General features: G+C 70.8%; 21 protein-coding genes and 1 tRNA gene. 13 read left to right on the forward strand and 9 right to left on the reverse strand.

What is annotated here, in order from left to right; translation table 11 throughout:
- Positions 1-2: 2 nt before the first annotated feature.
- Complete coding sequence (locus tag I4Q55_RS08215) at positions 3-560, reverse strand: hypothetical protein (protein ID WP_206785398.1); 558 nt, start codon at positions 558-560, stop codon at positions 3-5.
- 213 nt (positions 561-773) lie between these two features.
- Between I4Q55_RS08215 and I4Q55_RS08220 the strand changes: the two genes are divergently transcribed.
- The gene (locus I4Q55_RS08220; protein WP_206785399.1) at positions 774-1,940 is read left to right on the forward strand and encodes a Fic family protein; all 1,167 of its coding nucleotides are present in this window, start codon (positions 774-776) and stop codon (positions 1,938-1,940) included.
- Between the two features lie 29 nt (positions 1,941-1,969).
- Here I4Q55_RS08220 and I4Q55_RS08225 read toward each other — a convergent pair.
- The 4 genes from I4Q55_RS08225 to I4Q55_RS08240 form a co-directional block, all read right to left on the reverse strand.
- Positions 1,970-2,042: transfer RNA gene (locus I4Q55_RS08225), tRNA-Thr, on the reverse strand.
- A gap of 43 nt (positions 2,043-2,085) precedes the next feature.
- Complete coding sequence (locus I4Q55_RS08230) at positions 2,086-2,976, reverse strand: ABC transporter permease (RefSeq protein ID WP_206785400.1); 891 nt, start codon at positions 2,974-2,976, stop codon at positions 2,086-2,088.
- Complete coding sequence (locus tag I4Q55_RS08235; RefSeq protein ID WP_307793155.1) at positions 2,973-3,803, reverse strand: ABC transporter ATP-binding protein; 831 nt, start codon at positions 3,801-3,803, stop codon at positions 2,973-2,975. Before I4Q55_RS08235 ends, I4Q55_RS08230 begins: the two co-directional genes overlap by 4 nt.
- 10 nt (positions 3,804-3,813) lie before the next feature.
- Positions 3,814-4,191, reverse strand: coding sequence for a GntR family transcriptional regulator (locus I4Q55_RS08240; protein WP_206785401.1), 378 nt, complete (start codon positions 4,189-4,191; stop codon positions 3,814-3,816).
- A gap of 201 nt (positions 4,192-4,392) precedes the next feature.
- Here I4Q55_RS08240 and I4Q55_RS08245 point away from each other — a divergent pair, with 201 nt between their 5' ends.
- From I4Q55_RS08245 to I4Q55_RS08270, 6 genes are all read left to right on the forward strand, one after another.
- Positions 4,393-5,892 (forward strand): threonine/serine exporter ThrE family protein, encoded by a 1,500-nt coding sequence (locus I4Q55_RS08245; RefSeq protein WP_206785506.1) that lies wholly within the window; start codon positions 4,393-4,395, stop codon positions 5,890-5,892.
- Between the two features lie 82 nt (positions 5,893-5,974).
- Positions 5,975-7,417 (forward strand): trehalose-6-phosphate synthase, encoded by a 1,443-nt coding sequence (locus I4Q55_RS08250; RefSeq protein WP_206785402.1) that lies wholly within the window; start codon positions 5,975-5,977, stop codon positions 7,415-7,417.
- 123 nt (positions 7,418-7,540) lie between these two features.
- Entirely contained in the window at positions 7,541-10,075 is a 2,535-nt protein-coding gene (gene otsB / locus I4Q55_RS08255; protein ID WP_206785403.1) for a trehalose-phosphatase, read from the forward strand.
- 87 nt (positions 10,076-10,162) lie between these two features.
- Positions 10,163-10,690, forward strand: coding sequence for a hypothetical protein (locus I4Q55_RS08260; RefSeq protein ID WP_206785404.1), 528 nt, complete (start codon positions 10,163-10,165; stop codon positions 10,688-10,690).
- Between the two features lie 90 nt (positions 10,691-10,780).
- Entirely contained in the window at positions 10,781-11,353 is a 573-nt protein-coding gene (locus I4Q55_RS08265) for a helix-turn-helix transcriptional regulator (protein WP_206785405.1), read from the forward strand.
- 40 nt (positions 11,354-11,393) lie between these two features.
- Positions 11,394-12,656 carry a S9 family peptidase gene (locus I4Q55_RS08270; RefSeq protein ID WP_206785507.1) on the forward strand — a complete coding sequence of 421 codons (1,263 nt, stop codon included), beginning with the start codon at positions 11,394-11,396 and terminating at the stop codon, positions 12,654-12,656.
- A 20-nt stretch (positions 12,657-12,676) separates the two neighbouring features.
- Here I4Q55_RS08270 and I4Q55_RS08275 read toward each other — a convergent pair whose 3' ends face one another.
- Positions 12,677-13,165 (reverse strand): GNAT family N-acetyltransferase, encoded by a 489-nt coding sequence (locus tag I4Q55_RS08275; RefSeq protein ID WP_206785406.1) that lies wholly within the window; start codon positions 13,163-13,165, stop codon positions 12,677-12,679.
- Positions 13,166-13,301: 136 nt separating this feature from the next.
- Between I4Q55_RS08275 and I4Q55_RS08280 the strand changes: the two genes are divergently transcribed.
- Complete coding sequence (locus I4Q55_RS08280) at positions 13,302-13,691, forward strand: YafY family protein (protein WP_206785407.1); 390 nt, start codon at positions 13,302-13,304, stop codon at positions 13,689-13,691.
- On the opposite strand, the gene I4Q55_RS08285 is transcribed toward I4Q55_RS08280, so the two are convergent.
- Complete coding sequence (locus I4Q55_RS08285) at positions 13,688-14,281, reverse strand: C39 family peptidase (protein WP_206785408.1); 594 nt, start codon at positions 14,279-14,281, stop codon at positions 13,688-13,690. The two genes, I4Q55_RS08280 and I4Q55_RS08285, sit on opposite strands and share 4 nt — an antisense overlap.
- A 217-nt stretch (positions 14,282-14,498) precedes the next feature.
- On the opposite strand from I4Q55_RS08285, the gene I4Q55_RS08290 reads away from it, so the two are divergent.
- Positions 14,499-15,092, forward strand: a complete 594-nt coding sequence (locus I4Q55_RS08290; protein WP_206785409.1) for an RNA polymerase sigma factor — start codon at positions 14,499-14,501, stop codon at positions 15,090-15,092.
- A complete protein-coding gene (locus I4Q55_RS08295; protein ID WP_206785410.1) occupies positions 15,085-16,191 on the forward strand; it encodes a hypothetical protein in 1,107 nt (368 codons plus the stop codon). Before I4Q55_RS08290 ends, I4Q55_RS08295 begins: the two co-directional genes overlap by 8 nt.
- On the opposite strand, the gene radA is transcribed toward I4Q55_RS08295, so the two are convergent.
- Both radA and I4Q55_RS08305 read right to left on the reverse strand, forming a co-directional pair.
- Positions 16,192-17,550 (reverse strand): DNA repair protein RadA, encoded by a 1,359-nt coding sequence (gene radA, locus I4Q55_RS08300; protein WP_206785411.1) that lies wholly within the window; start codon positions 17,548-17,550, stop codon positions 16,192-16,194. It abuts the gene before it with no gap.
- Between the two features lie 39 nt (positions 17,551-17,589).
- Complete coding sequence (locus I4Q55_RS08305; RefSeq protein ID WP_206785412.1) at positions 17,590-18,279, reverse strand: hypothetical protein; 690 nt, start codon at positions 18,277-18,279, stop codon at positions 17,590-17,592.
- 286 nt (positions 18,280-18,565) lie between these two features.
- Here I4Q55_RS08305 and I4Q55_RS08310 point away from each other — a divergent pair, with 286 nt between their 5' ends.
- From I4Q55_RS08310 to ispF, 3 genes are read left to right on the forward strand one after another with little or no spacing between them, the layout of a single operon-like run.
- Positions 18,566-19,057, forward strand: coding sequence for a CarD family transcriptional regulator (locus I4Q55_RS08310; protein WP_004559016.1), 492 nt, complete (start codon positions 18,566-18,568; stop codon positions 19,055-19,057).
- Between the two features lie 58 nt (positions 19,058-19,115).
- Complete coding sequence (locus I4Q55_RS08315; RefSeq protein WP_206785413.1) at positions 19,116-19,742, forward strand: 2-C-methyl-D-erythritol 4-phosphate cytidylyltransferase; 627 nt, start codon at positions 19,116-19,118, stop codon at positions 19,740-19,742.
- Positions 19,739-20,206 carry a 2-C-methyl-D-erythritol 2,4-cyclodiphosphate synthase gene (ispF, locus tag I4Q55_RS08320; protein WP_206785414.1) on the forward strand — a complete coding sequence of 156 codons (468 nt, stop codon included), beginning with the start codon at positions 19,739-19,741 and terminating at the stop codon, positions 20,204-20,206. Before I4Q55_RS08315 ends, ispF begins: the two co-directional genes overlap by 4 nt.
- Positions 20,207-20,357: the final 151 nt, after the last annotated feature.

Below are 20,357 nucleotides of genomic sequence, written 5' to 3' on the forward strand. Positions count from 1 at the left end.
GTTCAGTCCTTTTCTGCTTCGAGTTCCATGGGGCTGACCCAGAAGAACTCACCCGCGGAGTCGTAGTCGTAGATGACAACGCGGCTGCCCACGCCGAGGTTGCCTTCGCCGGCCAGTCGGATTTGGACGATCGCCGAAGACCCGTCGGCGGCGGTGGCTTCGGCCTGCCCGAAGTCCTCGGTGACGGTCGACGTCCGCACGACGGCAACCCGCCCGACGAAGTCCGCCCGCGTCGGCTCGGCGCCCTCGAAGACGCGCCGCAAGGGCACGATGACGAGCCGGGTCCCGAGCGCCCCACCGACGAGCGCGACCAGGAGAACCACAACCCGCAGCGGCGCGCCTTCGATGAGAACCGTGCCGACGAGGCTGAGGAACCAGCTGAAGGCGACGAACAGCGACAGCGAGATGGCCAGCGGGACGCCGCCGAAGAACCCGATGTCGCCGTCGTCGACGTCGAGGACGCCGAGCAGGATCAGCCCCCAGTAGCCGATCACGACGACCAGCAGGAAGCTGAAGAGTACGGCGGGAAAACCCAGCGCCGCGGTGACGAACCCGCTCATCGGTTCCTTCCCCCAAGGAAGGGCCTCGGCAGCGCCGGGGCCCTGGCCAGCGACTATAGCTGTCGCGGCGGGGAGGGGACGAACGTTTCGGACACGAGCTCATCTCGCCGCGGTGTCGTCCGGGACGTCGGTTAAGTCACTGCTTTTCAAATCAAACCGTCAGGATGATGGTATAGTATCCGACATGGAGGCGGTTAGCTAACCATCACACTGATGGTGACTATCCGAGTTACAGACATGTTGTTCGTGGCACCGGAACTCGACATACGCGAGCGCGAGGTCCTGGCACAGGTCGAGGACCTCAAATCGGCCCTGCGCTTCCAGCTGACCGAGCCCCGCCGCTGGGCGGGCTCCCTGCGCCGGGTGTCCCTCGCCCGGGCCATCCAGGGCTCGAACAGCATCGAAGGTTACGAAGCCGGTCTCGACGACGCGGTCGACGTCGCCGCGGGCGAGGAACCGCTCGAAGTCGACGAAGAAACCCGCCTGGCGCTGCGTGGCTACCGCGAAGCCATGACATATGTGTTGCAGCTGGCCGAAGACGACGGATTCCAGTACAGCGACCAGCTGCTGAAAAGTCTTCACTACATGATGACGAACTACGCGCTGAAGAACCGTCCTGGCCGATGGCGGGCCGGGAGCATCTACGTCCGGAACGACACGACGGGCGAGATCGTCCACGAAGGCGCGGACCTGGACCTGGTGCCGGCATTGATGCGGGAACTGGCCACGAGCCTGAATGCCGAAAGCGAGTGCCCGGACGTCGTCCGCGCCGCCATGGCGCACCTGAACCTGGTCATGGTGCACCCGTTCCGCGACGGAAACGGGCGCATGGCCCGCTGCCTGCAGAGTCTGGTGCTGGCCAGGAGCGGGGTGCTGAGCCCGGTGTTCATGAGCATCGAGGAGTACCTCGGACAGAACACACAGGCCTACTACGACGTACTCGGCGAAGTGGGCGGGGGTTCTTGGCAACCTCGGCGCGACGCGCGCCCTTGGCTCCGGTTCACGCTGACCGCGCACCTCCACCAGGCACGCACGATGCTCCGGCGCGTCAAGGAAAGCGAACGCATGTGGGCGGAGCTGGAAACGCTCGTCCGCGGCCTCAGCCTTCCCGAGCGGAGCTCCATGGCGCTGTTCGACGCGATGATCGGCCTTCGCGTGCGCAATGCCACTTACCGTTCCTACTTCGAAGACAGCCCCGACGAAATCACCGAAGCCACCGCGAGCCGCGACCTGCGCGCCCTCGTGGCGGCCGGCCTTCTCGAGGCCAAAGGCGAAAAGCGAGGGCGCCACTACGTCGCCAAGCCGCCCCTGGTCGAGATCAGGGAGCGGGCGCGGGCAGCACGTGACCCGGAAGACACGGTCGACCCGTTCGCGATCTGACGGTCTTGGCGGCTGACGGACTTTCGAGGAGCCGGCAAGGGGGCTCGAACCCCTGACCTTCTGTTTACAAGACAGATGCTCTACCAGCTGAGCTATACCGGCCTGGCCCCAAGCAGGGGCCAGGCCGGAGTCTACCCGGCCCCCTTCAGGTGAGCCGACGCCGGGCGGCCCGGGCGCCCGCCGCCAGGACTCCGCCCGTCAGGACCAGGAGTACCGCCAGCTCGGTGAACTGGAAGCGCCAGAACTGCGACGGCAGGTGCACCGCCGAGTACTGGGCCGCGATGCCCTTCGCGCGCATGCACGCCACCTGGTCGCCCTCCTGGCGCGCGCAGTCCAGGTAGGAGTACGGCACCTCCTTGCCGCTCGCGTCCTGGTAGCCGTACTCCGTCACCCAGGACTGCGGGTCGATCGCCACGTGGCCGCCGACCGGGGCCGTGTAGCGGACCGGCTCGGCGTAGTGCGGCCGGACCTCGTTCGCCACCGTGAACACCAGTGCCACGTACGCCACGAGCGTCACCACCATCGCCGCCAGCGTGTTGCGCAGGAACAGGCCCGCGACCGCGCCGATGGCGAACGCCACGAGCGCGTAACCGCCCACCGCCAGGCCCTGGGTTTCGAAGTTCGTCTCGTTGAGCCGGCCCGACAGCACGAAGCCCGCCGGTTCCAGCGCCCAGGCCGCGACCAGGCCTAGTGCGAACATCGGCAGGGCCAGCGAGCCGCCCGCCACCGCCAGCTTCGTGACCACCCAGCGGGTGCGGCTGATCGACTGGCTCAGCCCGAAGACGTGCGTGCCCTGCTCGATCTCCCTCGCGAACAGCGGCGCGCCGGTGAACATGCCGAGCAGCACCGGCAGCACCAGCATCACGAACACGTAGTACTGCAGGAAGTCGCCGTACTTCTCGTTCACGGCGGTGCGGTCCGGCAGGAGCGACACCACGTCGGCGTGGACGAACACCAGCACGACCGCCGCCACGACCGCCAGCACAGCCGTCGTCAGGATCTGCACGCGCTGCTGGCGCCAGGTCACCCAGATCATGCCGCTTTCCCCTTCGCCGCCCGCAGGTACGCCAGCGTGAGCTCCTCCAGCGTCGGCTCGGCCGCTTCCCAGCCCGCCTCCGCCGCGACCGTCCGGGCGAGCACCGTCGCCTGGCGAGCCGTCGTCCTGCTGTCCACGACGGACTCCGCGGGCACGGTCAGGCCGGCCGGCCCGGTCAGGATCCGGTGCTGCGCCAGCAGGTCCTCGACCGGCCCGGCCAGCCGGACGCCGCCGTCGGCGAGCAGCAGCAGGTGGTCGCACGTCTCCTCGAGGTCGGTGAGCACGTGCGACGACAGCACGACCGTCATGCCCGTGTCCGCCGCCTCCGCGAGCAGCGCCCGCATGACTTCGTCGCGTGCCAGCGGGTCCAGGTCCGCGAGCGGCTCGTCCAGCATGATCAGCTCGGGACGGCGGCCCAGCGCGATGGCCAGCGCGACCCGGGTGCGCTGCCCGCCGGACAGCGTGCCGATCCGGGCGCCGAGCGGGACGCCGGCCGCCTCGACCAGCTGCTTCGCGTAGGTGTTGTCCCAGTCCGGGTTCATCGACGCGCCCGCGCGCAGCATCTCGGCGACGGTGAACTTGCGGTACAGCGGCTTGTCCTGGGCCAGGAACGCGACCTTCTGGTTGACGCGCACCTCGCCCTCGGTCGGCGTGATCAACCCGGTGACCAGCCGCATCAACGTGCTCTTGCCGGCACCGTTCGGCCCGACCAGCGCGCAGATGCTGCCCATCGGCAGTTCGAACGCGCAGTCCCGCAGCGCCCAGCCGCGGCGGTACCGTTTGCCGAGGCCGGTGGCGGCCAGGGCGATTCCTGCTTGCGTGCTCACGAAACCCCTTCTAGAAATTCTCGTCCAGTGCGGCCTTCATCAACGCGGCGACGTCCTCGCGGGCCAGGCCGGCCTGCCCGGCCCGGCGCACCCAGTCCGCGATCTCGTCCCGCAGCGGTCCTTCGACGGCGTCGCGCGGCATCGCCAGCGAGCGCGCCACGAACGTGCCCAGCCCGCGCTTGGCTTCGACCAGCCCGTTCCGCTCCAGCTCGCGGTACGCCTTCAGCACGGTGTTGGGGTTGATCGCGGTGGCCGCGACGACCTCCTTGGCCGTGGGCAGCCGGTCGCCCGGGTGCAGCAGACCCAGCCGCAACGCGTGCTCGACCTGGTCGACGAGCTGCTGGTAGGTGGCCACACCGGACCGGCGGTCGATCCGGAACTCGATCACCACAACACCCTTTCACTAATTGACTAGTGGAAGGGTGTCACGGCGGGCGCGGATCGTCAACGGTTGATCCACTCGGAAGGCAGGAACCGCAGGTCCAGGCCACTATGGAGCAACGTGGTGGACGCCACTCCATGATCCGTGCAACGGTCGGCGGGTAGCCGTCGATGGTCATCGGGGAACGAGCGAGGAGGTGGATGGATCATCAAGATCAACGAGCGCGCCAACGGGGGCCGGGCGACCAGATGGCCCCTCCTCGAACCCCCCGCCTCACGACCCCGCGCCCACCGCCCCAACCTGCTCAAGAGGCGGCCGTGGCACGTCCTCGAAGCGCCGACCGGGGAGTTCCCCGCCGTCGAGGCCGAAGAGGCCATGGGGCCGCAGCTGCCCGACGAAGCCACCGTCAACTTCGTGCTCGACCTCTCCCTGCGCATCGGCGAGGTCCAGATGGCCAGCGGCGCCGGCGCGTCGGACGTCACCGCGACCATCATCGCCATCGCCGGGGCCCTCGGGCTGCCGCACTGCGAGGTCGACGTCATCTTCACGTCGATCACCGTCACCTGCCACCGCGGCACCGACCTGACGCCCATCACCGCGCTGCGCGTCGTGCGCAGCCGGAGCCTCGACTACACCCGGCTGACCGAGACCGAGAAGCTCGTCCGCAAGATCGTCCGCGGGCACATGGGTGCCGAGCAGGCGCAGACCGAGCTGGAGCGGATCACCTCCGCGCCGCACCCGTACCCGCGCTGGGTCGCCACGCTGTCCTGGGGTGGCGTGGCCGCGTTCGTCACCATCCTGCTCGGCGGCGGGTTCGACATCGCGCTCGTCGCGTTCGTCATCAGCGGCGTCATCGACCGGGTCGGCCGGGTCGTGAACCGCTACGGCCTGCCGTTCTTCTTCCAGCAGGTGGTCGGCGGCCTGGTCGCCACGCTGTCGGCGATGGCCATCGTCAGCAGTGACATCCTGACCACCGACAAGCCGACGCTGGTCGTCGCGGCCGCGGTCACCGTGCTCCTGTCCGGGTTGTCCACCGTCTCGGCCGTGCAGGACGCCATCACCGGCTACAACGTCACCGCCGCCGGCCGGACCATGGAGACGGCGCTGATGTCGGCGGGCCTGATCGCCGGCGTCGTGCTCGCCCTGCGGATCGCCGTCATGCTCGGCCTGCCGCGCACCCCGCTGCCCGAAGTGACCGGTTCGACGCCGCAGCAGCTGCCGCTCGTCGTGCTCGGCGGGGCCGGCGCGGCCGCCTGCTTCGCCCTCGCGAGCTACTCCAAGATGCGCGCCATGCTGGTCGCCGCCGCCGCGGGCGGCATCGGCGCCGCCGTCTACGGCTCGCTGATGCTGGCCAAGCTCGACGGCGTCAGCTCGTCCGCGGTGGCCGCGACGCTGGTCGGGTTCTGCGGCGGCGTGCTCGCGCGGCGGCTCGGCGTTACTCCACTGGTGGTCGCCGTGTCCGGGATCACTCCCCTGCTTCCCGGCCTGTCGACCTACCGTGGTCTGTACCAGATCGGGGTCGAGCCGAGCGGCAACATCTCGACCCTCATGACGGCCGTCGCAATCGGGCTTGCGCTGGCAGCGGGCGTGGTACTCGGCGAGTGGCTGGCCCAGCCGGTGCGCACCGGACTCGGCCGGCTCGAGCGGCGGTTCGCCGGACCGCGCATGGCTGGTCCGCTCGAACCGACCGAACGGAGCTTGGAGTAACAACGCGGTCACCGAACGTTCATCGCTCACGCGATAGGGTTTCACCCTGGGGCCGCGACCCAGAACGCGAGGAGCAGGCGACGTGAGTGACCAGAAGGAGAACGGGAACCAGGCCGATTTCGTCGTGGTGGCGAACCGGCTACCGGTGGACCTCGAACGCACCTCCGAAGGCGAACGCCGGTGGACGGCCAGCCCGGGCGGGCTGGTGTCGGCGCTCGAGCCGTTCCTGCGGTCGAGGAAGGGCGCCTGGGTGGGCTGGCCGGGCGTGCCCGACGTCGACGTCGAAGAATTCGACGACGACGGTCTCGTGCTGCACCCGGTTTCGTTGAGCGCCGACGAAGTCCGCGACTACTACGAAGGTTTCTCCAACGCGACGCTCTGGCCGCTCTACCACGACGTCGTCGAGCGCCCGGTGTTCGACCGCGCGTGGTGGAACAGCTACGTCAAGGTCAACCGCCGGTTCGCGCAGGCCAGCGCCGACGTCGCCGCCACCGGCGCGACCGTGTGGATCCAGGACTACCAGCTGCAGCTGGTGCCGGCGATGCTGCGCGAGCTGAGACCAGACCTGCGCATCGGCTTCTTCCTGCACATCCCGTTCCCGCCGGTCGAGCTGTTCATGCAGATGCCGTGGCGCGCCGCGATCATCCGCGGCCTGACCGGCGCCGACCTCGTCGGCTTCCACCGCCCGGGTGGCGCGCAGAACTTCCTCTGGCTGTGCCGCCAGCTGATCGGCCTCGAGTCGACGCGCGGCGCGGTCGGCGTCCGGTCGCGGCCGGGCACCATGCAGGTCGGCGACCGGACCGTGCGGGTCGGCGCCTTCCCCATCTCCATCGACGCCGCGGGCCTCGACAGCCTCGCCCGCACCAAGGGCGTCCAGGAGCGGGCCGCGCAGCTGCGGCGCGACCTCGGCAACCCCAAGACGGTCCTGCTCGGCGTCGACCGGCTCGACTACACCAAGGGCATCGACCTGCGCCTGCAGGCGCTGCACGAGCTCCTGCACGAGGGCAGGCTGCAGCCGGACGACGTCACGTTCGTCCAGCTCGCCACGCCGAGCCGCGAGCGCGTCGAGCACTACCAGCGGATGCGCGGCGAGATCGAGCAGATGGTCGGCCGGATCAACGGCGAGTTCTCCCGCGTCGGCCACCCCGTCGTGCACTACTTGCACCAGTCCGTGGACCGCACCGAGCTGGCCGGTTTCTTCTCCGCTGCCGATGTCATGGTGGTGACGCCCCTGCGGGACGGCATGAACCTGGTGTGCAAGGAGTACGTCGCCGCACGGCACGATCTGGGCGGTGCGCTGGTGCTTTCCGAGTTCGCGGGCGCGGCCGCGGAGCTCTCTAGCGCATTCCTCGTGAACCCCCACGACCTGGACGGGGTGAAGGACGCACTAGTGGCTGCCATTACCCTCGACCCGGCAGAGGGCCGTCGCCGGATGCGCGCCATGCGTCGTCAGGTCCTCACGCACGATGTCGATCGTTGGGCACGCTCATTCCTACAGGCGTTGGGTGCCGAGGGGGTCGACTGAAGGCTATTCGGGCTAGGCCGCCGCAACGGGCCGCAGGGGAGAGATCCGCTGCAGCTGGCGGCGGACGACGGTTGAATAGTCTTCACCTAACCCGAACGACCACGCACGAGCTCCTGAGGAGGAGTGTTGACTGCCGAGGCCCTGCCCGCCGAGCTGCGGCGCGCGATCGTCCAGATCGCCCGTACGCCGCGTCTGCTGGTTGCCTGCGACTACGACGGCACGCTGGCACCCATCACGCTCAACCCGGACGAGGCACGCCCGCTGCCCGAGTCCGTCGGGGCCCTCAGATCGCTCGCCGGTCTGCACGAGACCACCACGGCGGTCATCTCCGGCCGTGCGCTGCGTGACCTGGCCACGCTCTCGCGGCTGCCCTCCGAGGTGAACCTCGTCGGCAGCCACGGCTCCGAGTTCGACATCGGCTTCATCCACGCCCTCGACGAGAAGGCGCGCGACCTGCACCGGCGGCTGGAGTCCGAGCTCGAACAGCTCGTGCTGGACGTCCCGGGCGTGTCCCTGGAGGTCAAGCCGGCGAGCATCGCGGTGCACGTGCGCCGGGCCGAGCACGAGGCGGGCCGCCGCGTGCTCGCCTCCGTCCACTCCGGACCGTCCACGTGGGAGGGCGTCTCGACCACCGACGGCAAGGAGGTGGTCGAGCTGGCGGTCGTCCAAACGGACAAAGGCCGCGCGCTCGACATCCTGCGCCACCAGGTCGGCGCGACGGCGGCGATCTTCCTCGGCGACGACGTCACCGACGAGAAGGCCTTCGCCCGGCTGTCCGGTCCCGACCTGGGCATCAAGGTCGGCGACGGCGAGACGCTCGCCGCGTTCCGCGTGCCCGACACCGTGGACGTCGCGCTGGTGCTCGGCTTCCTCCTGGAGGAGCGCCGCAACTGGCTCTACGGCGAGTCGGCCCCGCCGATCGAGCGGCTGTCGATGCTGGCCAACGAGCGCTCGGTCGCGCTGCTGACGCCGGACGCCAAGCTGACCTGGCTCTGCCACCCCGGGCCGGACGCGCCCGCGGTGTTCGCCGACCTGCTCGGCGGCGAAGGAGCAGGCCACTTCTCCATCAAGCCGCACCGCAACGGCCTCCCGCTCGGCCAGCGTTACCTGCCGAACACGATGACGGTCGAGACGCGCTGGTCGCGCCTGCTCGTCACCGACTACCTCGAGCCGGAAAGCGCTCCGCACCGGACGGACCTCGTGCGCGTGATCTCGGGCGAGGCGGCGGCGAGCGTCAAGTTCGCGCCGCGGCCCGAGTTCGGCGGCGTGCCGGTGAAGCTGGAGGTCGTCGAAGGCGGCGTGCGGGTGCTCGGCACGTCGGAGCCGTTCGTGCTGTACTCGCCGGGCGTCGAGTGGACCATCACCTCCGACGGCCTGCACGACACCGCGTCCGCGCTGGTGCAGCCCACGCCGACCCAGCCGGTCGTGCTGGAGCTGCGCTGCGGCACCACCGACCTCGGCCCGCACGAACTGTCCGAAGTGGAACGCCGCGACCGCGCGGGCCGCTACTGGAGCGAGTGGACGTCGAAGCTGCAGCTCCCGACCGTGCAGACCGACCTGGTGCTGCGCTCGGCGCTGACGCTGCGCGGCCTGGTCAACACCGACACCGGCGGCGTGCTGGCGGCGGCGACGTCGTCGCTGCCGGAGGAGATCGGCGGCGTCCGCAACTGGGACTACCGCTACTGCTGGATCCGCGACGCCGCGATGACCGTGCGGGAGCTCGTGCACCTGGGCTCGATCGAGGAGGCCGAGGGCTACCTGCGGTGGCTGCACGGCGTGCTCGCCACGCTGGCCGGCCCGGAGCGGCTGCACCCGCTGTACACCCTCGCCGGCAGCGTCATCGGCGCCGAAGCGGTGATCGAGTCGCTGCCCGGTTATGCCGGTTCCCGCCCGGTTCGCGTCGGCAACCTGGCGAACCACCAGGTGCAGCTGGACGTCTTCGGCCCGGTCGTCGAGCTCGTGCAGACGCTCGCCGAGGCGCGTCACGAGCTGCGCGACGAGGACTGGCAGATGGTGCGCGCGATGGCGGAAGCCGTGACCCGGCGCTGGAACGAGCCGGACCACGGGATCTGGGAGGAGCGGCACGTGCCGCGCCACCGGGTCTACTCCCGGGTCATGTGCTGGGTGACCATCGACCGCGCGATCAAGCTGGGCGAGCAGTACGGCCGCGAGATCCCGGGCAACTGGCACGGCCTGCGCGAGGAGATCAAGCACGACGTCCTCACGCACGGCTGGAACGACGAGGTCCAGGCCTTCACCACGGCCTACGACGGCACGGACCTGGACGCGGCGTCGCTGTTCGTCGGGCTCACCGGGCTGATCGACCCGGCCGACGAGCGGTTCCAGCAGACGGTGACCGCGATCGAGGCGGAGCTGCGCAGCGGGTCCACTGTGTACCGCTACCGCCGCGACGACGGCCTCCCGGGCGGCGAGGGCGGCTTCCACATCTGCGCGGCGTGGCTGATCGAGGCGTACCTGCTCACCGGCCGGCGCACCGAGGCGCAGGAGCTGTTCGACCAGATCGTCGCGGCGGCCGGCCCGACCGGCCTGCTGCCGGAGCAGTACGACCCGATCGCGGAACGCTCGCTGGGCAACCACCCGCAGGCCTATTCCCACATCGGGCTCATCCGCTGCGCCAACTTGCTGGCGGGGAATTAGCCCTTTCGGTCCGAAAGTCCGTGAAGGCCACATTGAGGGACGGTTAGTCCCTTACTGTGGCCTTCACGGCTTTCGGAGGTGAGGCGGGTGCAGGGGACCTTCGGGCAGGTCGAGTTCGTGCCGCTGCCTCCGCGGTTCGCCGACCGGGTGCGCTGGGGCTCGGTGGTGGTCGGCTGCTCGATGATCATCGGCATGGTGCTGCTCTTCGGGCTCACGACGTTCCTCCAGGGCATCGTGCACGGCCACGCCTTCCCGGACACGCTGCTCGGCAAGGCCGCGGCGGTGCTGCCACCGCTGGGCGTGCTGGCGATCGCGGCGCTGGTGCTGACGTGCCGCCGCTGCCTCCGCGGCGACTACCTGGTGGTGGCCAGCGCGCGAGCGACCCGGAGCGCGCTGCTGTTCACGTATGTGCTGACGCTGGTGCTGATCCTCGGCTCCTTCGCGGTGCCGATCGTGTTCCGGGTCTGGAACGACACACCGGAGCTGCAGGCGCCCGACCTGCTGACGACGTTCTCGACGCTCGCCTTCGCGACCATGGGGTTCCTGGCCGGGGTCTGCTACGTGCGGCCGTCCGTGCAGACGTTGCGGAAGTACAGCGACCACCCGATCTGGTGAGTCCACTTTAGACAGCTCCGGTCCCGGAGGCCTGCGCAAGCTTGCAAAGATTTCTTTGCACAATCTTCTTTGCACGGCTACAGTGAGGCCATGACCAGCGCTCCACCACCGGAAGAGCTCGACCCGGACGCCCTCAAGGCCGTCACGCACCCGCTGCGCCGCCGGATTCTCGGCGTGCTGTCCGCCGGGCCGGCGACGGCCACGAAGCTCGCCCAAGCCCTGGGCGAGAACACCGGCGCGACCAGCTACCACCTGCGGGAGCTGGCCCGGTTCGGGTTCGTCGAGGACGTCCCGGAGCTCGCGCGGGGCAAGGAACGGTGGTGGCGGACGCGGCGGCGGGACATCCGCTGGCCGCGCCGCAGCGAGCAGAGCGCCGAATCCCGGACGCTGTTCGACGACATGCAGCGGCAGGGGTTCGAGGAAGACCTCGAGAAGCTCAACCGGTTCGCGGAAAAGCGCGACGAGCTGCCCGGTGATTGGCCGGACGCGTTGCTCTTCTCGCGCGGCGCCACCTGGCTCACCGAGCAGGAACTGCAGCAGCTCTGGCAGGACTACATGGAGCTGTTCCGCCGGTACTGGCGCACCGAGGACGACCGGTCACCGGAAGCGCGGCGCGTGCTCGTGCGCTGGCTCGCGTTCCCGGATCCAGGGGAACAGCCATGACAGGGGATTTCACATGCGAAGAGGGGCTCTACTGGCCGGGGTGATCCTGGCGGTCACGGCGCTGGCGCCACCGGCGTCGGCAGCGGACGGCGAAGTGACTTTCACCAACGGCGGGGTGACCTTGCACGGCACCGTCGTCGCTCCACCGGGCGGCACGAAACTGCCGGGCCTGGTGATGGTCCACGGCTCGGGGGCACACAGCCGGGACGACTACCGCGAGCAAGCGGAAGCCTTTGCACGGCAAGGCATCGCGACACTCATCTACGACAAGCGCACCGAAGGCTATTCGCAGTTCGAACGCTCGTACTCGACGCTGGCGGACGACGCGCTCGCCGCCGTCGAGGTACTGCGCAAGCGCTCCGACGTCGATCCGGCACGGGTCGGCATCTGGGGGCTGAGCGAGGGCGGCTGGGTGGCGCCGCTGGCGGCTTCGCGGTCGTCGGACGTCGCTTTCGTCGTGACACTGGGCGCGAACGGCGTCGAGCCGTCACGGCAGCAGGCGTGGGCGGTCGAGAACCAGCTGCGGCGGCTGGGGATGGACGGCTCGATCGTGGGAACGGCGTCGACGATGCTGCGTCAGCTCGTCGGCGGCGGGGTGTTCCCGGAGGCGCACTACGACCCGGTGCCGGTGCTGAAGAGCCTGCGTCAGCCGGTGCTCGGGATCTGGGGTGCGAAGGACATCCTGACGCCGCCGGGTGAGGCGGTCGAGATCTTCCGGGAATCGTTGGCGCGCCACACGTTGCGGGTCTTCCCGGACGCGCAGCACCAGCTGCGGCGGACGACGGACGGCTTCGACAAGCTGCCCGGCTACGCGCCGGGCTACCTGGAACTGGTGGGCAGCTGGGTGCACAACACGCCGAGCGTGTCGACCGCCGACGCGCCGCCGGCACAGGACCGGCCGAGCACCGCCGTGGCACCGCTCGCCTGGTACGAGTCGACGTGGCTGCAGCTCGCCGTGCTGGCGTTCCTGCTGGTGGCGTTCGCCTGGTACCCGCTGTTCCGGCGGGGTCCGGCGGCGCGGCCGGCCCGCTGGCTGACGGCGACCGGGCTGCTCGCCGTGCTCGGGTTCCTGGTCATCGACGTGGTGCTCCAGCTGACGATGGGCAAGGGAGCGGGCCCGGTCGTGGCCGGCCGCCCGCTGCCGTGGCTGGCACTGCAGCTGCTGTCGCTGGGCGCGGTGGCGGCCACGATCGGCACGGCGCTGGCGTGGCGACGCGACCGCGGCATCCGGCTCGGCCTCCCGCTGGCCGGCGGCGTGGTGTTCGTCCCGTGGGCGGTCTATTGGGGACTGCTGGGCGTCTAGCCCTCCGGCGGGATCTTCGGTCAGCGGAGATCCCGCCGCATCAGCCAGCGGACCCGGCGGTCGGCCCGCGCCTCGGTCGGCCGGATCCGCTCGAACCCCGCCGCTTCGAACAGGGACGTCGTGCCGACGTGGGCGGCGCTCGAGCTGATGCGCGCGCCCTCCGGATCGACCGGGTAGCCCTCCACCGCCGGGGCGCCGCACAAACGCGCGTAGTCGACGGCCCCGGCCAGCAGCGCCGCGGACACGCCTTTGCGCCGGTGCGACGAGCGCACCACGAAACAGACCACGCTCCACACCGGCAGGTCGTCGAGCGGCGGCATCGTCCGGGAGCGCCTCAACCGCTCCATGCTCGACCGCGGCGACACCCCGCACCAGCCGACCGGGGTGGCCCCGTCGTAGGCGAGCACGCCCGGCGCGGGCTCGGCCGCGCACAGGCCGCGGACCCGCGCCGCGCGGGCTTCCCCGCGCAGCCGCTGTACTCGGCCGACGTGACGCGGTAAGCGAGGCACCAGCAGGCACGCTCGTTCCCGCTCGGGTTGAGGATCGAAGCGACGTCTTCGAACTGCGAAGCGGGGCGAACCGTGACCATGGAATCACCGTAGGATCCGATTCCCGACAAGGCGATGTCGGTTGAGGGGATCGCGGATGGATCGACTGGTCGGCTCCGGCCGCTACCCGGGGATGACCCAGCTGCACCAGGCCGTGCCGCTGGTCGAACGGCAGCACGCCCTGATCGAGGAGATGCGCGCGCGGGCACCCCGGTTCGTCACCGGCCGGGTGCTGGCCGAGCGCACCGGGACGACCGTGCGGACGGTCGAACGCGACGTCACGCGCCTGCGCCAGGCGGGCGTCCCGGTCGAGGTCAAGCGCGGCGCGGGCGGCGGCTACCGGCTCACGATGCCGGCCGTCGTCCCGCCGGTGAGCTTCAGCCCGGGCGAAGTCGCCGCCCTCGTCGCGTCCCTCGTGGCCCTCGGCCCCTACACCTCCGCCACCGCCGCCGCCGCGCTGGGCAAGCTCCTCACCGCCTTCCGCTAGGCCGAGTAGCCCTTCGGCGGGACCAGCGTCGCGAGCTGGTCGAACGTCAGCCAGTAGATCTGGTTCCCGCCGAAGTTCGCCGGGTCGGCGATCTTGACCGTCATGTCGGAGCTGTCGTAGCCGATGACGGTGAAGTAGTGGTAGATCGTGTAGTTCGGGTAGCCCGGCGGGTGGTTGTTCGCGGGCGCGACGATGTTGGCGACGATCGGGTAGCCGTTGTTGATGTCCAGCACGATGTCGCGCCAGAGCAGATCGCGCTGGGCCTGGGTGGGCGGGTCGTTCGGCATCTCCTTGGTCTCGTACCAGGACGTGCCGAGGTCGGCGTTGAGGACGCCGGTGACCTGCCCGATCCAGTCGGTGCCGTTGGTGGTGGTGCCGAGCTGGGCGGCCAGCGTGGCCTGGCTCGGCAGGTTCGACGTCCGCGCGGACATGGCGATCCGCGTGGCGGCCGGGCCGCACCAGTAGCCGGTCTCCTGCACCTGGTACTGGATGGTGAGCACGGCTTCGGTGGTGGCTTGCGCCACGGCGGGCAGGGCGACGAGCCCCATGGCGGCCACGAGCGTGACGAAGCCCAGGCGGAATCTGCGCATGACAATCCTTCCCCAGTTGTGACGCCGGTTGGCCAGCGCCTCACTTGGTGATGATCACGGCGGAGTTCGCCGGTTGTCTCTCACCCGCCCCCGGACGGACCACGACGAACGTAGGTCTTGCGGGGGCTCCGGGTGGCGGAGCCCCCGGCCCGGGGCGAAGCCACGGCATGGCACTGTTCGCCGTGAACGCTCGCGGACGTTGCGGGCAACTGGGGGCATGCAGGTGATCCACGAGGGCTCCGAGCTCTGGGGGCACGATCGCCCGGACCTGGGCGGACCCGAGCCCGGGCCGGCGTTCGGGCGGCTCTTCGACGCCCACGCCGCGCAGCTGCGGCGGTACCTGGCCCGGCGGGTGGGCGCCGAACCGGCGAACGACCTCGTCGCCGAGACGTTCCTGGTCGCGCTGCGGCGTCGGGAGACCTACCGGCCCGAGCTGGGCACCGCCCGGTCGTGGCTCTACGGCATCGCCACCAACCTGCTGCGCCACCACGTGCGGTCCGAGATGCGCGGGCTGCAGGCCACCGCGCGGCTGGCGCGGACCGGCGAAGCCAGCCACGCGGGCCACGACGGCCGGGTCGCCGAGCGGGTCGACGCCCAGGTGCGCGCGGCGCAGCTGGCCGGCGCGCTGGCCCGGCTCAGCCCGGCCGACCGGGACACGCTGCTGCTCGTCTCGTGGGCCGGGCTGGAGCCGGCCGAGGTCGCCGAGGCCCTCGGCATCCCGCCGGGTACCGTCCGGTCCCGGCTGCACCGGATCAGACGCTGGCTCAGGACGAACGCCCCGGCCCCCGAGGAGGTGCAGGACCTTGCGTGAAGACAACGTCCGGAAGATCTGGTCCGAAGCCGAGCTCGACGCGGCACTCGAGGACCTGAACAGCGACGTCGGCGAGGACGACGGGCTCGCCTTCGCCCGCGCGTCCCTGCTGGCCGCGGCCGGCGTCGAGGAAGCTCCTCCCGCCGGTCCGCGGCGGTCGGGGACGTGGCGGTGGCTCGCGGTGGCCGCGGCCGTCGTCACGCTGGTCGGCGGGCTCGGCGTCGCCGCCGCCCTGTGGACGCCGGGCCCGCCCGAGACGGCGCAGCCCGCCGTGCTCCCCGATCTCGACCGCCCGCTCGCGCCCGGCGAGTTCCGCTACGCGCAGAAGCTCGGCTGGGAGCCCCAGATCATGTACGGGCGCCCGGCCTGGGTCCAGCAGAAGGTGGAGCTGTGGATCCCGGCGGACCCCGCCGGCGTCTGGCACCGGCGGACGATGTGGACGGGCGTCGTGCACGGCCTCGGCCCGGAGAAGAGCAAGGACGTCCAGGTGAACCTGACGCCCAAGGACGAGTACGGCCCGGGTGGCGTGTTCCCCGGCGACATGCCGACGGCCGGGGAGGTCAAGCCGCACTGGAACACGCCGCTGCAGAAGTGGCTACTGCCCGACGCCGCCTTCGTCGCCTCGCTGGTCCCGGACCGGGGGAAGCTGGCCAAACGGCTGGCGCTCGACACCATCACCCCCACCGACGACGGCCGGGTGCACACCGCCACCGAGTCGCTCAAGATGGTGCGCAGCGTGCTGGAGCTGGGGCTGGTGCCCAAGGATGTCCGGTTCGCGCTCGCCGGCGCCTTCAGCGACGTCAACGGCGGGTTCGTGGAGTCCGGCCACGCCCCGGACGGCCGGCCCGCCACGGTCCTCGGCACCAAGGACTCGGACCAGCGGCTGTACCTCGACCCGGCGACGGCTCAGCTGCTCGCCTGGGACGCGGCCCGGCCCACGCCGGGGATCACCCGCTCCGCCGATGTGCCGGTGTCCACCAGCAAGGCGCCGCCGAGCGCCACGACGTCACGGGCGTCCGCGGAGAAGCCGCCACCACCGGAGAAGCTCGACGAGCCGGCGACGGTGTACTCGTTCGCCATCACGAAGTCGTCGGGGTGATCAGCGCGCGTGGCCGGCGGCGTTCAGCGCGTCCGCGACGTTCGCCACCTCCAGCACGCGGATCCCCGCCGGCGGCTTGCCCGAGTCCGGCGGCACCAGCGCGTGCGTGAACCCCAGCCGCGCCGCCTCCGCCAGCCGGCGGCCCACGCTCGGCACCCGCCGGATCTCGCCCGCCAGCCCGACCTCGCCCACCGAGACCAGCCGCGGCGACAAAGCGACGTCTCCGAACGACGACGTCAGGGCCAGCACCAGCGCCAGGTCTATGCCCGGCTCGGTGATCTTCATGCCGCCGACCGTGGCCGCGTAGACGTCCTTGTCGCCGAGCTTGAGGCCGCCGCGCTTCTCCAGCACCGCCAGCACCATCGCCACCCGCGCGGAGTCGAGGCCGCTGACCGCGCGGCGCGGTTGCGGTGCCGCCGTCGCCGACACCAGGGCCTGGACCTCGCCCAGCAGCGGCCGCTTGCCCTCCAGCGAGACCGTGATCGCCGTGCCGGACACCGGCTCGGCCGTGCGGCTCATGAACAGCCCCGACGGGTCGGGCACCCCGACGATGCCCTCTTCCTGCAGCTCGAAGCAGCCGATCTCGTCGGCCGCGCCGAACCGGTTCTTGATGCCGCGGACCATCCGCAGGGTCGAGTGCTTGTCGCCCTCGAACTGCAGCACCACGTCCACCAGGTGCTCCAGCACGCGCGGCCCGGCCACCGAACCGTCCTTCGTGACGTGCCCCACCAGCACCACCGGCAGCCCGCGCTCCTTGGCCAGCGCGACCAGCCCGGACGTCACCGCGCGGACCTGCGTCACGCCGCCGGGCGAGCCGTCGACCTGCGGGGACGCCATGGTCTGCACCGAGTCGACGATCAGCACCCCCGGCTTGACGTCGTCGACGTGCCCGAGGATGGCCGAAAGGTCGCTCTCGGCGGCCAGGTACATCCGCTCGTGGACGTTGCCCGTTCGCTCCGCGCGCAACCGGACCTGGCCCGCGGACTCCTCGCCGGTGACGTAGAGGGACCGGTCGACCGTCTTCGCCCACTGGTAGGCGACCTCGAGCAGCAGGGTCGACTTGCCGACGCCCGGCTCACCCGCGAGCAGCACCACCGCGCCGGGCACCAGGCCGCCGCCGAGCACCCGGTCGAGCTCCGGTACGCCGGTGCGCCGGGCCCTCGCCGCTTCGACGTCGACCTCGCCGATCGGCCGGGCGGGCGCGCTCGGCGCCCCGGCCGCGACGCGCTGGATGGCGGGCTTGGCCGGCGCGCCGCGCTCCTCGAAGGAGCCCCATTCCTGGCACTCCGGACACCGGCCCAGCCACTTGGCCGCTTCGTACCCGCAGCTTCCGCAGCGGTAGGTGGTCCCCTTCTTCACCCCGCGAGGCTAGCGGCGACCACCGACAAAACCGCGGACCTACTCCTTGACGTGCGCCGGCGCCGCGACCGGCAGGTCGACGGTCACCGGTCCGGCGTTCTGGAAGACGAACGTGACCTTGATGACCTGACCCGGCCACAGCGGCTGCTTCAGCGCGGGCAGCGTCACGGTGGCCTGGCCCACCTTCTCCGGCGCGGTCGGCGTCGCGGCCGGGCCGGACGACGGGACCTCGGAGGTGGGCGACGCGGTCAGGTTGTTGCCCGGGCTGTTGGTCGCCGAACTGCTGGCGGTCGGCGTGCCCGAAGACGTCGGAGCGCTCGAGGACGAGGTCGGCGCGCCCGTGGACTGCACCTCGTTCGTGGACTCGACGGCGTCGTCCGGGCCGATGACCAGCGAGTGCATGGCGACGACGGTCCTGGACCCGTCGATGGTCGCCTGGCCGCCGTCTTCGGTGGTCACCGAGACGAGCGAGTCGTCCTGCGCGCCCCGGTTCACGATCGTCAGGGTCAGCGCCGGGGTCGCGCCGGCCGCGTAGCCCGGACCCGACGTCGGGTACTGGACCGCGGCGTTGCGCAGGTCGATGGTCTTGACCTGGGCGTGCGTGCCGTTGACCGCGGGCTGCTGCGAGTCGGTCTGGGTGATCTGGCCGGCCCCGCACCCGGCGAGCACGAGCGCGGCACCGAGCGCCAGCACGCCCGCGCCGAGCACGCGACGATTCTGCAGCCTCACGTCGCAGTCCTTCCCTTTTCACGGCCTCGTCACCGCGAAGACTAGCCGGGGTCGATCTCCCGCGCGGAACCGGTGTGCGTTGCCGGGGCGCCGCGACCAAGATCAACCGTCCACAAAGGAATTCCCGGCCTGTGACGAAACGCTTCCCCGCTACCTGCGTGAGCACGGGGGTCCGACGTTTGTCAACCCCCGCCCAGGCCGCTGACCTGCGAGGACGAGTCCGGCCCGCTAGGTGGGCGCTGGCGGCCCGTGCTAGGATGGAGTCAGCGAAAGGGGCAGAGGACACATGGTTTTCAAGGTCGGAGAGACCGTCGTCTACCCGCACCACGGTGCCGCACTCATCGAAGCCATCGAGACCCGTGTGATCAAGGGCGAGGAAAAGAAGTACCTCGTCCTCAAGGTCGCGCAAGGGGATCTCACGGTTCGCGTGCCCGCAGACAACGCCGAAATCGTCGGCGTTCGCGATGTCGTCGGGCAAGAAGGACTGGACAAGGTCTTCGACGTTCTGCGTGCTCCGCACACCGAGGAGCCCACCAACTGGTCTCGTCGGTACAAGGCCAACCTCGAGAAGCTCGCCTCCGGCGATGTGAACAAGGTGGCCGAAGTGGTGCGCGACCTCTGGCGGCGAGAGAAGGACCGCGGACTTTCAGCCGGCGAGAAGCGCATGCTGGCGAAGGCGCGGCAAATTCTGGTCAGCGAGCTCGCGCTCGCGGAGGGCACCGACGAGGACAAGGCTGAGGTCCTCCTCGACGAAGTTCTGGAAACCGCGACGGTCTGATCCAAGCCCGGGGCATCCCGCTCGACGGGCGGGCGGGTGCCTCTACGATCGCGTACCGATGAACGTCGTCGCGATCGTGACCGTCGCACATCATGCCTCCGACGGGGAGTCAGCTCTCACGCCGGTCCATGGTGAAGCGCTACTCACGCACACCGTGCGGGGGCTGCTCGACGTACCGGAGATCGATCTGGTACTCGTGGTGGCCCCCCAGCGGTGTGCGTCGTCGTATTCCGATGTCGTTCGCGGCCTCGGCTGCCGGGTCGTCCCCGGCCCGCTCCGGCAGGCCTTCGCCGCCGTCGAGCCGGAACTTTCCCGCCACTCAGTTGTACTCCTCCACGACGCTCTGCGTGCCTTTATTCCTGCGCAAACAGTCCGTGACGTCATCAACGCGGTCCGTGAGGGCGCTCCGGTGGTCGTTCCGGTGCTGCCGATGGCCGACACGGTGAAGGTGACCGACGCGGCTTCGCGGGTCGTCGGCACGGAGGACCGGACGCGGCTGCGCACCCTCCAGACGCCGGTCGGCTACACGCTCGACGCGTTCCTCGGGGCCGACCTCACGGCGGCGGTCCCCGCCGGCGCGGCGACGGTCCCGGGCCACGCCGACGCGATGCGCGTCACGAGCGAGTTCGACCTGTCACTGGCCGAGGCGATCGCGGCGGCACCGAAGAACGAGGAGGCGCTGTGAGGATCGGCAGCGGGGTGGACGTCCACCCGATCGAAGCGGGCCGCGAGTGCTGGATCGCGGGCCTCCGCTGGCCGGACGTGGACGGCTGCGCGGGTCATTCCGACGGCGACGTCGCGGCCCACGCGCTGTGCGACGCCCTGCTGTCGGCGGCGGGCCTCGGCGACCTGGGCGCGGTGTTCGGCACGGGCGACCCCCGGATGGACGGCGCGCACGGCACCGACATGCTCGCCGAGGTCCGTGGCCTGATCGAGGCGGCGGGCTGGCGCGTGGGCAACGCCACAGTGCAGATCGTGGGCAACGCACCGCGGGTCGGGAAGCGCCGGGAGGAGGCGCAGGAGGTCCTCTCGAAGGCGGTGGGCGGCCCGGTGAGCGTCTCCGGGACGACGTCCGACGGGCTGGGCCTGACCGGGCGCGGCGAGGGCATCGCGGCCTTCGCGACGGCGTTGCTGCTCGCCGCGGAATAGGCTCGCGCCACCGGTCTCGGCTCCCAAGCGCCCCAATGTGGCCTTCGGTGCGTTCAACGCACCCAATGTGGCCTTCGGTGCGTTGAACGCAACCAAGGCCACATTGGGGCGGATCGGGTGAGGCGGGCGGAATAGGCTCGCGCCGGCCCGG

The sequence above is a fragment of the Amycolatopsis sp. MtRt-6 genome (assembly GCF_017308975.1).
In the GTDB taxonomy this organism is placed as follows: Bacteria; Actinomycetota; Actinomycetes; order Mycobacteriales; family Pseudonocardiaceae; genus Amycolatopsis.

Bases quoted from the DNA above. Each gene is read 5' to 3' on its own strand.
- I4Q55_RS08290 (WP_206785409.1), top strand. From the start codon at position 14,499: ATGCAGGTGATCCACGAGGGCTCCGAGCTCTGGGGGCACGATCGCCCG.
- I4Q55_RS08265 (WP_206785405.1), top strand. From the start codon at position 10,781: ATGACCAGCGCTCCACCACCGGAAGAGCTCGACCCGGACGCCCTCAAG.
- I4Q55_RS08315 (WP_206785413.1), top strand. From the start codon at position 19,116: ATGAACGTCGTCGCGATCGTGACCGTCGCACATCATGCCTCCGACGGG.
- I4Q55_RS08220 (WP_206785399.1), top strand. From the start codon at position 774: ATGGTGACTATCCGAGTTACAGACATGTTGTTCGTGGCACCGGAACTC.
- I4Q55_RS08310 (WP_004559016.1), top strand. From the start codon at position 18,566: ATGGTTTTCAAGGTCGGAGAGACCGTCGTCTACCCGCACCACGGTGCC.
- I4Q55_RS08285 (WP_206785408.1), bottom strand. From the start codon at position 14,281: ATGCGCAGATTCCGCCTGGGCTTCGTCACGCTCGTGGCCGCCATGGGG.
- I4Q55_RS08280 (WP_206785407.1), top strand. From the start codon at position 13,302: ATGGATCGACTGGTCGGCTCCGGCCGCTACCCGGGGATGACCCAGCTG.
- I4Q55_RS08230 (WP_206785400.1), bottom strand. From the start codon at position 2,976: ATGATCTGGGTGACCTGGCGCCAGCAGCGCGTGCAGATCCTGACGACG.
- I4Q55_RS08215 (WP_206785398.1), bottom strand. From the start codon at position 560: ATGAGCGGGTTCGTCACCGCGGCGCTGGGTTTTCCCGCCGTACTCTTC.